Source organism: Terracoccus sp. 273MFTsu3.1 (assembly GCF_000383675.1).
Lineage (GTDB): Bacteria > Actinomycetota > Actinomycetes > Actinomycetales > Dermatophilaceae > Terrabacter.
In genome coordinates this window covers 153,241-166,846 of the sequence record NZ_KB911823.1, presented here as the reverse complement: position 1 = coordinate 166,846, position 13,606 = coordinate 153,241, and the positions used below count along the sequence as shown (strand labels likewise).

The 13,606-nt window shown below is 69.7% G+C and carries 13 protein-coding genes; all 13 read right to left on the bottom strand.

From position 1 onward, the window contains the following. Nucleotides 1-102: 102 nt before the first annotated feature. Complete coding sequence (locus tag H283_RS0113655) at nt 103-1,236, bottom strand: TerC family protein (protein WP_020144082.1); 1,134 nt, start codon at nt 1,234-1,236, stop codon at nt 103-105. Between the two features lie 222 nt (nt 1,237-1,458). Continuing rightward, nucleotides 1,459-1,827: an MmcQ/YjbR family DNA-binding protein gene (locus tag H283_RS0113650; RefSeq protein ID WP_051103653.1), complete on the bottom strand. Its 369-nt coding sequence runs from the start codon at nt 1,825-1,827 to the stop codon at nt 1,459-1,461. A gap of 33 nt (nt 1,828-1,860) precedes the next feature. Then, complete coding sequence (uvrB, locus tag H283_RS0113645) at nt 1,861-3,975, bottom strand: excinuclease ABC subunit UvrB (RefSeq protein ID WP_020144080.1); 2,115 nt, start codon at nt 3,973-3,975, stop codon at nt 1,861-1,863. A 40-nt stretch (nt 3,976-4,015) separates the two neighbouring features. After that, entirely contained in the window at nt 4,016-4,399 is a 384-nt protein-coding gene (locus H283_RS0113640) for a YciI family protein (RefSeq protein WP_020144079.1), read from the bottom strand. A gap of 77 nt (nt 4,400-4,476) precedes the next feature. Then, nucleotides 4,477-5,526, bottom strand: coding sequence for a biotin/lipoate A/B protein ligase family protein (locus H283_RS0113635; protein ID WP_020144078.1), 1,050 nt, complete (start codon nt 5,524-5,526; stop codon nt 4,477-4,479). A gap of 44 nt (nt 5,527-5,570) precedes the next feature. Then, complete coding sequence (gene coaE, locus H283_RS0113630; RefSeq protein WP_020144077.1) at nt 5,571-6,779, bottom strand: dephospho-CoA kinase; 1,209 nt, start codon at nt 6,777-6,779, stop codon at nt 5,571-5,573. A gap of 8 nt (nt 6,780-6,787) precedes the next feature. Continuing rightward, on the bottom strand, nt 6,788-7,249 hold the full coding sequence (locus H283_RS0113625; protein WP_020144076.1) for a PPOX class F420-dependent oxidoreductase: 462 nt from the start codon (nt 7,247-7,249) through the stop codon (nt 6,788-6,790). Between the two features lie 2 nt (nt 7,250-7,251). Then, entirely contained in the window at nt 7,252-7,914 is a 663-nt protein-coding gene (locus tag H283_RS25190) for a TetR/AcrR family transcriptional regulator (RefSeq protein WP_051103642.1), read from the bottom strand. A gap of 250 nt (nt 7,915-8,164) precedes the next feature. Beyond that, nucleotides 8,165-9,046, bottom strand: coding sequence for a glycerophosphodiester phosphodiesterase family protein (locus H283_RS0113615; protein WP_020144074.1), 882 nt, complete (start codon nt 9,044-9,046; stop codon nt 8,165-8,167). Nucleotides 9,047-9,048: 2 nt separating this feature from the next. After that, the gene (locus tag H283_RS0113610) at nt 9,049-10,161 is read right to left on the bottom strand and encodes an ABC transporter ATP-binding protein (protein ID WP_020144073.1); all 1,113 of its coding nucleotides are present in this window, start codon (nt 10,159-10,161) and stop codon (nt 9,049-9,051) included. A gap of 153 nt (nt 10,162-10,314) precedes the next feature. Beyond that, complete coding sequence (locus tag H283_RS0113605; protein WP_020144072.1) at nt 10,315-11,616, bottom strand: ABC transporter substrate-binding protein; 1,302 nt, start codon at nt 11,614-11,616, stop codon at nt 10,315-10,317. A 68-nt stretch (nt 11,617-11,684) separates the two neighbouring features. Further along, nucleotides 11,685-12,617 (bottom strand): carbohydrate ABC transporter permease, encoded by a 933-nt coding sequence (locus H283_RS0113600; RefSeq protein WP_020144071.1) that lies wholly within the window; start codon nt 12,615-12,617, stop codon nt 11,685-11,687. Next, on the bottom strand, nt 12,614-13,564 hold the full coding sequence (locus H283_RS0113595; RefSeq protein ID WP_196805988.1) for a carbohydrate ABC transporter permease: 951 nt from the start codon (nt 13,562-13,564) through the stop codon (nt 12,614-12,616). Before H283_RS0113595 ends, H283_RS0113600 begins: the two co-directional genes overlap by 4 nt. Between the last annotated feature and the right edge of the window lie 42 nt (nt 13,565-13,606).

The window sequence follows — 13,606 nt, the reverse complement described above, 5'->3', positions numbered from 1 at the left end:
ACGACGGGAAGAGGCGTCGGGCGCCGCCGACGCGTCGGGCGCCGCCGACGCGTCCGCCGACCGCGAACCGCGCGGTCGGCGGACGCGTCGTGACGGCATACGTCAGCGTTGGTCGTGCGTGGCGCGAGGAGTCGTCACGTCTTCCTCGGCCGGCAGCCCGGCGGCAGCGTCCCGGGGCGCGTCCGGAGCCTCGGTGTCGCCGTCGCGGACGCCGTCCACGGCGGCGGAGCCGTTCGCGGCCGCAGACCCGCTCGCGGTCTCGAGCTTCGCGTCACGGCTGGACTTCCAGAGGCTCGCGACGGTGGTCACGCCGAGGATGAGGACGATGGCACCGAGCGAGACGAGGATCGGGATGTCGGGGACGCCCTCGATCGGCTGGCCGCCGTTGATGAACGGCAGGTTGTTCTCGTGCATCGCGTGCATGACGAGCTTGACGCCGATGAAGGCGAGGAGGACCGCGAGGCCGATGCTGAGGTAGACGAGCTTCTTGAGCAGGCCGCCGATGAGGAAGTAGAGCTGGCGCAGGCCCATGAGGGCGAAGATGTTGGCCGTCAGGACGAGGTACGGCTCGTTGGTCAGGCCGTAGATCGCCGGGATCGAGTCGAGCGCGAAGAGCAGGTCGGTCGTGCCGAGGGCCAGGATGACGATGAGCATCGGCGTGATGAGGCGCTTGCCGTTCTCGATCACCGTCAGGCTCGTGCCGTGCCACTCCTTGGTCGCCGGGAAGCGCTTCTCGACCCAGAGCAGGAAGCGGTTCTCGTGGTACTCGTCGTCGTCGCTCTCGCCACCGGTCGCGAGCTTGATCGCCGTGTAGACGAGGAAGGCGCCGAAGATGTAGAAGACCCACGCGTACGCGTTGATGACGACCGCGCCGAGCCCGATGAAGATGCCGCGCAGGATGATCGCGATGACGATGCCGACCATGAGCGCCGACTGCTGGAGCTTCTTCGGCACCTTGAAGCTGCCCATGATGAGCAGGAAGACGAAGAGGTTGTCGACGGACAAGGAGTACTCGGTGAGCCAACCCGCGTAGAACTCCCCGGCGTACTGCCCGCCCCACTCGAACCAGATGAAGAGTCCGAAGAGCACGGCCAGACCGACGAAGAAGGCCAGATGCCTCCCGGCCTCGGCCATCGAGGGGACGTGGGGTCGCCGCGCGATGACGAAGACGTCGACGGCGAGGAAGACGGTCATCAGACCGATGGTGAGGAACCAACCCCACACGGGAACGTTCATGGGCACAACCTTCCGGTCACCAGAGCAGTAACCGGAGGTCTCTCCCGCCCGGCGTGGTGCCGGACCGACGGGACCGGGAGCGGCGGTGAGACCCACTCCGTGATGACGAGCCCGTCGTGTCGGGGATACTCCCCTCCGTGAACGCCTGAGTCTTTCACTCCGGGCCGCCTGCCTCAAATCGGTCCGACCCGTGAGCACGACGGGTGGCGCCGCGCACGCCGCTCAGCCGACCGTCCCGGGTCGCTTGCTGCGCGGCAGACCCGAGACGACGATCTCGTAGGAGGTCTCGATCGCCTCGAGGAGCTCGTCCGGTGCGATCGCCCCCGTGGTGCGCAGGGTGTTCCACCCGTGCCGGCCGATGTAGGCCATGACCGAGGCGTCGTCGGGGTAGCGGTGCAGCCACTCGTCGGCCTCGGTGCGGCTGCGGGCGCTCTTGACGCCGATCGACTCATCACCGAGGAAGACGAAGATCTTGTCGCCGACCTTGGCGACGGTGTCACCCTCCCACGGCGAGTCCTCCCACGCCCCGGGCAGCGCGAGGGCGGCGGCGCGGAGCCGTGCCGCCACTCCCCTCCCGGAGCTCTGGGTCATCACCGGGTCACCACCGTGCCAGCACCGGGCCCATCACCGGGTTGCGGCACTCATCTGCCGCAGCTCCTTCTTGAGGTCGCCGATCTCGTCGCGGAGGCGCGCTGCGAGCTCGAAGTGCAGCTCGGCCGCCGCCTGGTGCATCTGGGTCGTGAGCTCCTGGATGAGCCCGGCGAGGTCGGCGGCCGCCATGTCGGCCGGTCGGTTGGTCGTGCCGCCCGCGGACACCCCGACGTCGGCGGCCATGGCGCCGCGCCCGGCGCCGCTCTTGCCGCGGGACTGCATGCGCCCGGAGCCGAGCAGCTCCTGGGTGTCGGCGTCCTCGCGCTCGAGCAGGTCGGTGATGTCGGCGATCTTCTTGCGCAGCGGCGTCGGGTCGATGCCGTGCTCGGTGTTGTAGGCGATCTGCTTCTCGCGACGCCGGTTGGTCTCGTCGAGGGCCTGCTCCATCGACGGCGTGATCTTGTCGGCGTACATGTGCACCTGGCCGGACACGTTGCGAGCCGCGCGACCGATCGTCTGGATGAGCGACCGCGCCGACCGGAGGAAGCCTTCCTTGTCGGCGTCGAGGATCGACACGAGCGAGACCTCGGGCAGGTCGAGGCCCTCGCGGAGCAGGTTGATGCCGACGAGGACGTCGAAGACACCCGTGCGCAGCTCGCGGAGCAGCTCGACGCGGCGCAACGTGTCGATGTCGCTGTGGAGGTAGCGGACCCGGATGCCCTTGTCGAGGAGGTAGTCGGTGAGGTCCTCGGCCATCTTCTTCGTCAGGGTCGTGACGAGGACGCGCTCGTTGCGCTTCGTGCGCTCCTGGATCTCGTGCATGAGGTCGTCGATCTGGCCCTTGGTCGGCTTGAGCACGACCTCGGGGTCGATGAGACCGGTGGGGCGGATGATCTGCTCGACCGGCGGGCCGGACTTGGCCAGCTCGTACTCCCCCGGGGTCGCCGAGAGATAGACCGTCTGCCCGATGCGCTCGAGGAACTCCTCCCACTTCAGGGGCCGGTTGTCCATGGCGCTCGGGAGACGGAAGCCGTGCTCGACGAGCATCCGCTTGCGCGACATGTCGCCTTCGTACATCGCGCCGATCTGCGGCACCGTCTGGTGGGACTCGTCGAGGACGAGGAGGAAGTCCTCGGGGAAGTAGTCGATGAGGCAGTTCGGGGCCGAGCCGGACGTGCGGCCGTCGATGTGGCGGCTGTAGTTCTCGATGCCGTTGCAGAAGCCGACCTGCCGCATCATCTCGAGGTCGTACGTCGTGCGCATGCGCAGGCGCTGGGCCTCGAGGAGCTTGCCCTGCTTCTCGAAGAGCGCCAGCTGGTCCTCGAGCTCGAGCTCGATGCCCCGGATCGCCCGCTCCATCCGCTCGGGCCCGGCGACGTAGTGGGACGCCGGGAAGACGTACATCTCCTGCTCCTCGTTGACGACCTCGCCGGTCACGGGGTGCAGGGTGTAGATGCGCTCGATCTCGTCGCCGAAGAACTCGATGCGGATCGCGAGCTCCTCGTAGACGGGGATGATCTCGACGGTGTCGCCCCGGACGCGGAAGGTGCCACGGGTGAAGGCGAGGTCGTTGCGGGTGTACTGCATCTCGACGAAGCGGCGCAGCAGGTCGTCGCGCACGACCTCCTGGCCGACCTTGAGCCGGGCCATCCGGTCGACGTACTCCTGCGGCGTGCCGAGACCGTAGATGCACGACACCGAGGCGACGACGATGACGTCACGTCGGGTCAGCAGCGAGTTGGTCGCCGAGTGCCGCAGGCGCTCGACCTCGTCGTTGACCGAGCTGTCCTTCTCGATGTAGGTGTCCGTCTGCGGGATGTACGCCTCGGGCTGGTAGTAGTCGTAGTAGCTGACGAAGTACTCGACGGCGTTGTTGGGCAGCAGCTCGCGGAACTCGTTGGCCAGCTGCGCGGCGAGCGTCTTGTTGGGCGCCATGACGAGGGTCGGCCGCTGGACCTGCTCGATGAGCCAGGCCGTCGTCGCCGACTTGCCGGTGCCGGTGGCACCGAGCAGCACGGTGTCGGTGTCTCCCGCCCGGACGCGCTTCGCGAGCTCGGCGATGGCCGTGGGCTGGTCTCCGCTCGGGGTGTACTCGGAGATCACCTCGAAGGGTGCCACCGTGCGCTGGAGGTCGGTCGTGGGACGCATGGCTCAACCGTACGTCGCACGACCGACAGCGCCCATTCGGCTAGTCCTCCCAGACGTGGGCAGGCCGCAGCTCGATGGTGTCGCCGGGCCCCGCGAAGTTCACGGCGAGCTCCTCGGCACGCTCCCGGGAATCCACGTCGAGCAGGAAGAAGCCGGCGAGGTGCTCCTTGCTCTCGGCGTACGGACCGTCCGTCGCGACCGTGCCGCTCTCGGCCCACCGGAAGAGCCGGGCCGACGCCGGGTCGCCGAGCGCCTCACCACCTTTGAGCTCACCGCTCTTCGACAGCTCCTCGAGCATCGCGTCGAAGGCCGCGCCTCCGGCGTCGCGCTCCTCCTGCGGCCGGGCCAGCGCCTCGGCGACGAAGTCACCGGTCGGGTGGCCCCACGGCTGCGGGTTCGAGTGGATGAGGATGACGTACTTCATGGGATGTCCCTTCGGTTCGCGGGCGGCCAGTCTGCCGCCTCGGGAGGGACGTCGGAGCGGACACGCCGGTCTCGACATCACGGGACGCGGTGGGTCCACCCCGGGGTCGCGAACTTCTCGTCGACGAGACGCTGGGCCTCGGCGAGCTCGGCCTCGGTGTAGTCGGAGACCGTCGTCCGGTAGCGCCGGGCGAACGACGTCGCGAACGACCCGAGGATCGCGTCCCGCGTCATCCCGGTCTGGGAGCGCATCGGGTCGACGCGCTTGTTGGCCGACGTCGTGCCCTTGTCGCTCATCTTCTCGCGGCCGATCCGCAGCACCTCGAGCATCTTGTCCGCGTCGATGTCGTAGGCCATCGTCACGTGGTGCAGGACCGCGCCCGACACGAAGCGCTTCTGCGCGGCGCCGCCGATCTTGCCGCGGTCGCTCGCGATGTCGTTGAGCGGCACGAAGTGAGCGGTCACTCCGACGTCGGCGAGCGCCTCGATGACCCACTCGTCGAGGAAGGAGTAGGACCGCTCGAAGCTCAGTCCCTCGACGAGGGAGGTCGGCACGACGAGCGAGTACGTGATGGTGTTGCCGGGCTCCATGAACATGGCGCCACCACCGGAGATGCGCCGCACCACGTCGATGCCGTGGCGTTCGGCCCCGTCGGGGTCGACCTCGTTGCGGACCGACTGGAACGAGCCGATGACGACGAGGGGGCTGTCCCAGTCCCAGAAGCGCAGCGTCGGCGGCCTCTCCCCCGCGGCGACCTCGCGGGCGATGACCTCGTCGAGGGCGACGTGCAGGGCGGGGTCGAGCACGCGGGCCGGGATGACGTCGAACGTGTGGTCGCCCCACCCGGTCGCCTTGCCGAGGGCCCGACGGATCGCGATGCCGATCGACTCGGCCGTGAAGCCGATGAGCGACACGTCGTCGGCGAGGGCGCCCGTGACGGCGGCGGCCAGCTGCTCGACCCCGGCGTCGACGGGCATGCCCGTCAGGGCAGCGTTGATGTCGCCGAGCGCCTCGTCGGGCTCGAGGAAGAAGTCGCCCGACACGCTCACCCGGGCGAGCCTGCCGTCCACCTCCTCGAGGTCGACCGCCACGAGCTTGCCACCGGGGACCTTGTACTCACCACGCATGTCACGCTCAACACCACGCACCCCCTGCGTATGCCGGGTGCTCCCTACCGCGGCTGCCTCCCGGTGTGCTCGGCCCAGTACGTTGCCCGCTGCCACGCGCCCTCGAACCACGCCTCCTTGGCGACGACGTAGTCCGAGGTGGCCTCGTGCAGCCCGAGCAGCCGGTGCTTCTCGGCGGCGTACGCGTCCCGCTCGGCGGGCTCGAGGCGCAGCCAGTCGCGGAAGAGCAGCGCGAAGCGCCAGCCTGCGGAGCCGTGCTCACGGACGTGGACGTGGACGTGGCTGTCCGGGTCGCAGCCGCCGAGGAAGCGCTTGGTCCAGTCGGCAGGGTCGGACCCGACCGGGTGGGGCGTGTCGCTGTGGATGCCGTGCGCGAACACGTAGCCGGCGTCCCGGAACGCCCGCTGCACGTCGTCCCGGTCGGCGTCGGCGAGGTGGCGGACCCCGACCTGGACGTCGATGACGTCCTTGGCGAGGAGTCCCGGCACGGACGTGGAGCCGATGTGCGACACCTCGGTGGCGATGCCCGCCGGCGCGAGCGCCGCAGCGAGACGGGCGACGACGCGCTCGGCGCGTGGCTCCCAGTCCGCCCGTGGCTCGACGACGCACTCTCGGGCGAGGTCGGGCCGGCGTGACCGGGTGCCGGTCACGAGGTTGCTCGCGTAGGGCACGAGCCGCTCGTGCCAGAGGGCGTCGACGGCGCGGGCGAGGTCGTCGGGCGTGCCGGAGTTGTCGAGCACGACGTCGGCGACCGCACGGCGCTGGTCGTCGGTCGCCTGGGCGGCGATCCGGTGCCGGGCGTCCTTCTCGTCGAGGTCTCGCTGTCCGACGAGCCGGCGCACCCGCGTCTCGACGTCGGTCTCGACGACGACGGTCAGGTGCTCGTGCACCCACAGCCCGCGCTCGACGAGGAGGGGCATGTCGTAGACGGAGACCGCGTCGTCAGGAGTGGCGGCCCGACGCTCGGCGACACGGGCCGCGATGGCGGGCCCGGTGATGGCGTCGAGCGCATCGAGAGCGTCGCGGTCCGGGAAGACGATCGCGGCCAGGGCCGCCCGGTCGAGGCCGCCGTCGTCACGGACGACCGCGTCACCGAAGCGTGCCCGGATCCGTTGCAGGGTGGGCTCGCCCGGCTCGACGACCTCGCGGGCGACGGCGTCCGCGTCGATGACGTGCGCGCCCAGCTCGGCGAGCCGCCGCGACACCGTGGACTTGCCCGACCCGATCCCTCCGGTGACTCCGACGCGCAGCACGGGCGACCTCAGGCGAGGCGGGCCGGGAAGCCGCCCCTGGCGACCGGACCCCATCGGGTCGGCGTGACACGAAGCAGGGACTTGCCCTGGTCACGCATCGCCTGGCGGTACTCGTCCCAGTCGGGGTGCTCGCCGGAGATGGCGCGGAAGTAGTCGACGAGCGGCTCGACGGAGTCCGGCAGGTCGATGACCTCGCAGTCGCCGTCGACCTGCACCCACTCCCCGCCGAAGTCGTCGGACAGGACGAGGACGCTGACCTGCGGTCGGCGCCGGGCGTTCGTCGTCTTGGCGCGCTCGGGGTAGGTCGAGATGACGATGCGTCCCTGCTCGTCGACGCCGCCCGTGACCGGCGAGGCCTGCGGGCGCCCGTCGGCGCGCTGCGTCATGAGCACCATCGAGTGGCGCGGACGGACGAAGTCGAGCATCGCGTCGCGGTCGACCTCGGTGTTGGTCGCGATCTGGCGGGGCATGGTCAGTCCTCCTGCTCGGCGCTGCTGGCGCGGTCGAAGATCGCGACGACCGCCTCGGCCAGCCAGGCGGCATACATCGCGTGGGTCCAGCCGCAGCGTCGCACGAAACGGTCGTAGATCTCGGGCGCGGTCACGGTCCAGACGATGTCGATGAACCGCTCGCGGTCGAGCTGTGGCGGCAGCCCGTGAGCGGCCTCGAGGGCGTTGAGGGCGTTCGTGTTGCCGACCCGACGTTCGCGGTCGATCGTCGCGACGAACTCCTGCAGGCCCGTGTCGCCGCCGGCGCCCTGCGCGAGGAGCACGCCGAGAAGGGGTCCGACGCGCTCGTAGATCGTCGCGCACAACGCGGCGTACGCGCGGACGAAGCCCTCACGGTCGGGGGCCGTCGACATGGCTCGGAACTCCGGCCGGTCCTGCATCGCGACGGGCGCGTCGTCACCGACGAGGAGCACGTCGTAGACCGCCTTGACGACGGCCGCCTTCCCGCCGACGGCGTTGTAGACGGTCTGCGCGCTGACGCCGGCGTTCGCGGCGAGCGCGCTGACGGACATGGCGTGGTAGCCGTCGCGCAGGAGCATCTCGCCCGCAGCCTCGATGATCCGGCGCCGGGTGGCCAGGGCTGCTTCCGCCCGCGAGCTGTTGTCGTACGCCCGGTCTGTTGACATCGGAGCCCTTCGAACGCATCATGAGTTCGCTGGAACGGCGTTCTAGCGAATGGGTGGGGTCCAGGGGTCCCCACCCAGCTGCTGCACCGGGACGGTGACAGCGTCGACATCGGCGCCTGTCGACCGCACGAGTGTGCCACGGGCGCCGCGGCTCCCGCCCCGGAGGGGCACCGGAGGGGGAGCGAGGGGCCGGACCACCAGGTCCGGCCCCTCGCTACGGCACGAGGACCCCTCGCACCGGCCCAGCGCTTCAGGCCGGCGTCGGCGCCAGCACGGAGACGGCGCGGTCGGGGTAGTCCGACACGAAGCCGTCGACTCCCGCCTCGACGAGCTCGACCATCCGCGCCGGCTCGTTGACCGTCCACGGCAGCACCGCGAGTCCGGCGGCGTGCGCACGCTGGACGAAGTCCGGATCGACGAGCACGTGCTCGGGTGAGATGACGCCCGCGCCGACGGCGGCCGCCCCGGCACACACGTCGTCGTGCGACTCCCCCACCCTGACGCTGCCCGTCCACGGGCTGCCCGGGACCCACGTCACCGCGGCCTCGACGAGGGCCGACCGGATGACGTCGGGCGCGAGCTCGGCCGAGAGCTCGAGCACGGCCCAGTCGAACGAATGCATGAAGCACTGCCGTTCGAGGCCGGCCTCGTGGACGCTCGCCAGGACCGACTCGAGGAGCCGATGCCGTCCGGCGGACTCCCCCGGGTCGAGCGGGTTGACCTTGAGCTCGATGGTCCACCACACGTCGGGCGCGCGCTCGACCCCGTGGGCGAGCACCTCGTCCAAGGTCGAGATGCGGGCGCCCGGCGACGGTCGCTGCTCCGGGAAGCCGGCGAGCGTCTGGCTGCCGACGTCGACCGTGCGCAGCTGCTCGAGGCTCAGGTCGGCGACCCGGGCCCCCACGAGGTCCGGCCCGGTCGGCCGGCACTTGAGCGGCAGCAGCACCGGGTCGTGCCAGACGACGACCTCCCCGTCGGCCGTGAGCCGGACGTCGAGCTCGACGCCGGTCACCCCGGCGTCGTACGCGGCGGCGAAGCTGGCCAGCGTGTTCTCGACGACGAGCCCCTTGGCGCCGCGATGCCCCTCGACGTCGAAGCGGCCCGACGCCCAGGGTCCGGGGCGAGACGCCATCCTCAGGCCTCGATCCGCTCGCCGGAGGCAGCGTCGAAGAGATGGACCTCGCCACGGTTGGGCTCGACGTGCACGGTGTCGCCCACGGTCAGGTGGGTGCGCTTGTCGAGGCGAACGGTGACGCGGTCGGCGCCCTCGTCGGCACCGACCGGGCGCCCGTAGACGAACGACTCCGAGCCCAGCGACTCGACGAGCTCGACGCTGAGCGCGAGGGCGGACGGGTCGGACCCGTCCCGGCCGCCTCCGGCCGGGGTGTCCACGACGTGCCACGACTCCGGACGGAGCCCGACGACGACCTTCTCCCCCGCCCGACCGGCGACGGCCCGGTCCAGGGGCACCGGGACGCCGTGGACGCGCGCCACGCCCTCGCGCACCTCGGACTCGACGAGCGTGATGGCCGGCGAGCCGATGAAGGCCGCGACGAAGGTGTTGACGGGGTGGTCGTACAGCCGCTCCGGCGTGTCGACCTGCTGGAGCTTCCCGTCGCGCAGCACCGCGACCCGGTGGCCCATCGTCATCGCCTCGACCTGGTCGTGGGTGACGTAGACCGTCGTGATGCCGAGCCTGCGCTGCAGGCCGGCGATCTGCGAGCGTGTCGACACGCGCAGCTTGGCGTCGAGGTTGGACAGCGGCTCGTCCATGCAGAAGACCTTGGGGTTGCGCACGATCGCGCGACCCATGGCGACGCGCTGGCGCTGACCGCCCGACATCTGGCCGGGCTTGCGGTCGAGGAGCGGCTCGAGCTCGAGGATCTTCGCGGCCTCGGCGACCCGCTGCTTCGTCTCGGCCTTGCTCACCTTCGCGTTGTCGAGGGCGAAGGCCATGTTCTGGGCGGCCGACATGTTCGGGTAGAGCGCGTAGCTCTGGAAGACCATCGCGATGTCCCGGTCCCGCGGTCGCACGCCCTTCTGGTCGTGGCCGTCGACGAGGATGCGCCCGCCGTCGACGGGCTCGAGACCCGCGAGCATCCGCAGGGTCGTCGACTTGCCACAGCCCGAGGGGCCGACGAGGACGAGGAACTCACCGTCGGCGATGTCGAGCGTGATGCCGTCGACCGCCGGGGCGTCGTCCTTGGAGAACCGACGAGTCGCCTCGTCGAAGTACACGGTTGCCATCGGTGGCCTCTCGGGTCGTTCTGGTTCGGGGGTCTGGAGCCGGGTACAGGAGGGCGCGAGCGTGCTCGCCGTCTCCACGTCACTCCGGAGCCGTCCGGCGGGTCCGAGCGGGCCCGCCGGACGGCATACGACCGGGGTTGGTGCGGCGGCGCGTCAGGCGCCGAGCTTGCTCTTGATCTGCGAGTCGAAGACCTGCTGGCTCTCGGCGTCGAGCCCCTTGAAGACGGTCGCGACGTCCTGGCCCTGGACGATCTGGTCGAGGCCCTTGCCGATCCGGGCGCCGCCGCCGGGCAGCAGCACGCGGACGTTGTCCTGCGACCGCGTCTTGGGCAGCTGCTCGATCGCCGTCTGGGCGTTGGGGTTCTTCTCGAGGAAGGCCTTCTCCTCCGGCAGGTCCACGGCGGACTTGCGCACGGGCATGTAGCCGGTGGCCTGCGTGAAGGTGACGGTGTTCTGGGCGTTGGTGAGGAACTCGATGAACTTCAGCGCGTTCTTCTTGCGGTCGTCGGGGATGTTGGCAGGGATGCCGACACCCGCACCGCCGGTGGGGCAGTTGCCGTCACCCGGCAGGAACGCCGTGCCCACGGGGAACTTCGCGTCCTTCGCCACGCCGCCGAGCGAACCGGTCGACATCATGCTGCAGCCGACGATGCCGGCCGTGAAGTCGGGAGCCGGGTCCTTGGACAGCTTGAGGTAGCCGTCCTTGGCGAGGTTCTGCAGGTAGGTGCCCGCCTTGACCGTGTTGGGGTCCGAGAAGGTCGGCGTCCACTCCTTCGAGTAGGCACCGCCGTAGCCCCACACGATGTTCTGGAAGACCCAGTCGAGGTAGTTCGAGCCGTCGGGCAGCTCCATGACGATCTTGTCGGAGCCGGCGGCCGCCTTGAGCTTCGGTGCCCACGTGAGGAACTCGTCCCAGTCCTTCGGGCCGCGGTCCTCGAGACCGGCGGCCTTCCAGAGGTCCTTGTTGTAGTAGAAGAGCGGCGTCGACCGCGAGAACGGGAGGGCGTAGTGCTTGTCGTCGAGGTTGTAGTCGTTGTACAGCGCGTCGACGTAGTCGCTCGTGTCGATCTTGGCCGTCGAGAGCAGCTCGTCGAGCGGGCTCAGCTGCTTGTTGAGCGCGAAGTTGAACCACGTGACGTCCGAGACGACGACGACGTCGGGCAGCGAGCCGCCGGCGAGCGACGCGTTGAACTTCTGCGCGACCTCCTCGTAGTTCTTGCCGGCGTCGACGAGCTTGACCTTGAGGCTCGGGTTGGCCGCCTCGAAGGCCTTGATGATCTGCTGCTCGACCGGCTTGCTGTTGCCGGGGTGGTTGCTCCAGAACTCGATGGTGTTGCTCGAGCCGCCACCGCCGCCCGTCGTCGGGGACGTACCCGTGCCCGCGCAGGCCGCGAGACCGGCGACGCCGGCCGCGCCGGCGAGGCCGAGGAAGCCTCGACGTGAGAACTCGTTCATGGATGGTGCCTTTCCCTGTGGTGGTGGGTGGGGTCGTGGGGATGGATCGGCATGCGGCAGAGCCGGTTTCAGCTCTTCACGGCCCCCGCCGTGAGGCCCTTGATCATCTGTCGCTGGAGGAAGAGGAAGAGGACGAGGATCGGCAGCATGGCCAGGACGGTGCCTGCCATGACCGGCCCCCAGTTCGTCACGCCGTCGTTGTTCTGGAGGAACGTCAGGCCGACCGGCAACGGCGCCGTCGTCTCGTCGTCGGACATGAGGAACGGCCAGAGGTACTCGTTCCACTCGTTGACGACGGTGATGAGCGCGAAGGCCACGAGGGTCGGCCACGACATCGGCATGACGACGCGCCACAGCAGCTTCATGGGTCCGGCGCCGTCGAGGCGCGCGGCCTCGATGATCTCGCCGGGCAGGCTGAGGAACTGGTTGCGCATGAGGAAGGTGCCGAAGGCGACGCCCGCGAGCGGGATGATGATGCCCTGGAAGGTGTTGCGCCACCCGAGCTGCGCGACGAGGGCGTAGTTGCTGATCACCGTGATCTGGTTGGGCACCATCAGCGCCGCGATGACGACGAGGAAGACGATCGAGCGTCCCGGGAAGCGCAGCAGCGACAGGGCGTACGCGCTGATGACGCCGAGCACGATCTTGGCGACCGACGTCGCCGACGTGATGATGACCGAGTTGCGGACGTAGTCGAAGAACGGGATGCGGGTCGTCAGCTCGCTGTAGTTCTGGCCCGTCGGGGGGTCCGGCCACCACTGGGCCGGCCGGACGTAGATGTCCCCGCGCTCCTTGAAGGAGGTGAGGAGGATCCAGAAGAGGGGGACGGCGATGACGAGGACGACGAGGACCATGCCGGCGTAGCCCGCGACGGTCCACATCGGTCCGCGGTGGTGCGCCGAGGCCTCGACCTGGTGCGACGTGCGTCGACGCCGGCGCTGCCCGCCGGCCGGCGGGACCTGCTCGTCGTCGCGGGTCCCGACGATGGTGGAGGTGCTCATGCCTGCTTCCCCCTGTCCATGAAGCGCACCTGGACCACCGTGACGGCGAGCAGGATGACGAACATGACGGTGGCGACGGTGGCGCCGTAGCCGGCGCGCTGGTTGACGAACGTCTCCTGGTAGACCTGGTAGACGAGGGTGGTCGTGCCGTTGCCCTGCGGTCCGCCGCGGGTCATGACGTTGATGATGTCGAAGACCTGGACCGAGCTGAGCAGCACGGTGATCGACAGGAAGAACGTCGTCGGGCGCAGCTGGGGCATGAGGACGCGTCGGAAGCGGGTCCACGCGGTGGCGCCGTCGATCTCGGCCGCCTCGTCGAGGTCGGCTCGCCGACCCTGGAGGGCGGCGAGGTAGATGACGAAGGTGTAGCCGAGGTTCTTCCAGATGTAGGTGACGGTCACCATGAAGAGCGCCCAGCCCGGCTGCTGGTAGAAGTCGGGCGAGGCGACCCCGATCCGTGCGAGCAGGTCACGGACGAGCCCGAACTGCGGGTCGAAGACGAACTGGAACGCGATGCCGATCGCGGCGCCCGAGATGACGAACGGCGCGAAGACGACCGAGCGGACGATGTTGCGCCCCTTGAGCTTCTGGTCGAGCAGCAGGGCGAGGCCGAGCCCGACCGCCATGGAGATGCCGACGGTGGCGACGGTGAAGACGAGGGTGTTGCGCACGATGATCTTCGTGTCGTCACGCCCGAACCACTCGATGTAGTTGGACAGGCCCACGGGGTTGGCGATGGGCGAGGAGATGTTCCAGTCGGTGAACGACAGCCTGATGTTGTCGAGGAGCGGACGGTACGTGAAGACGATGAGCAGCACGAGGTTGGGCAGCAGCAGGAGGGCCGCGAGCGACCACTCCCAGGCCCGCCCGCTCGACCGTCGCGGGGGTGGCCCCACCTCGGGCGGGGGTCCGCCGGACCCGGGCGTGGCGCTCTGGGGTTGGGTCACCGATGACTGCACCCGGCAAACCTAGCCGCGCGGATGCACCGA

Excerpts from the sequence above, each read along its gene's own strand:
- H283_RS0113655 (WP_020144082.1), bottom strand. The coding sequence starts at position 1,236 with ATGAACGTTCCCGTGTGGGGTTGGTTCCTCACCATCGGTCTGATGACC.
- H283_RS0113650 (WP_051103653.1), bottom strand. The coding sequence starts at position 1,827 with ATGACCCAGAGCTCCGGGAGGGGAGTGGCGGCACGGCTCCGCGCCGCC.
- uvrB (WP_020144080.1), bottom strand. The coding sequence starts at position 3,975 with ATGCGTCCCACGACCGACCTCCAGCGCACGGTGGCACCCTTCGAGGTG.
- H283_RS0113640 (WP_020144079.1), bottom strand. The coding sequence starts at position 4,399 with ATGAAGTACGTCATCCTCATCCACTCGAACCCGCAGCCGTGGGGCCAC.
- H283_RS0113635 (WP_020144078.1), bottom strand. The coding sequence starts at position 5,526 with ATGCGTGGTGAGTACAAGGTCCCCGGTGGCAAGCTCGTGGCGGTCGAC.
- H283_RS0113625 (WP_020144076.1), bottom strand. The coding sequence starts at position 7,249 with ATGCCCCGCCAGATCGCGACCAACACCGAGGTCGACCGCGACGCGATG.
- H283_RS25190 (WP_051103642.1), bottom strand. The coding sequence starts at position 7,914 with ATGTCAACAGACCGGGCGTACGACAACAGCTCGCGGGCGGAAGCAGCC.
- H283_RS0113615 (WP_020144074.1), bottom strand. The coding sequence starts at position 9,046 with ATGGCGTCTCGCCCCGGACCCTGGGCGTCGGGCCGCTTCGACGTCGAG.
- H283_RS0113610 (WP_020144073.1), bottom strand. The coding sequence starts at position 10,161 with ATGGCAACCGTGTACTTCGACGAGGCGACTCGTCGGTTCTCCAAGGAC.
- H283_RS0113605 (WP_020144072.1), bottom strand. The coding sequence starts at position 11,616 with ATGAACGAGTTCTCACGTCGAGGCTTCCTCGGCCTCGCCGGCGCGGCC.
- H283_RS0113600 (WP_020144071.1), bottom strand. The coding sequence starts at position 12,617 with ATGAGCACCTCCACCATCGTCGGGACCCGCGACGACGAGCAGGTCCCG.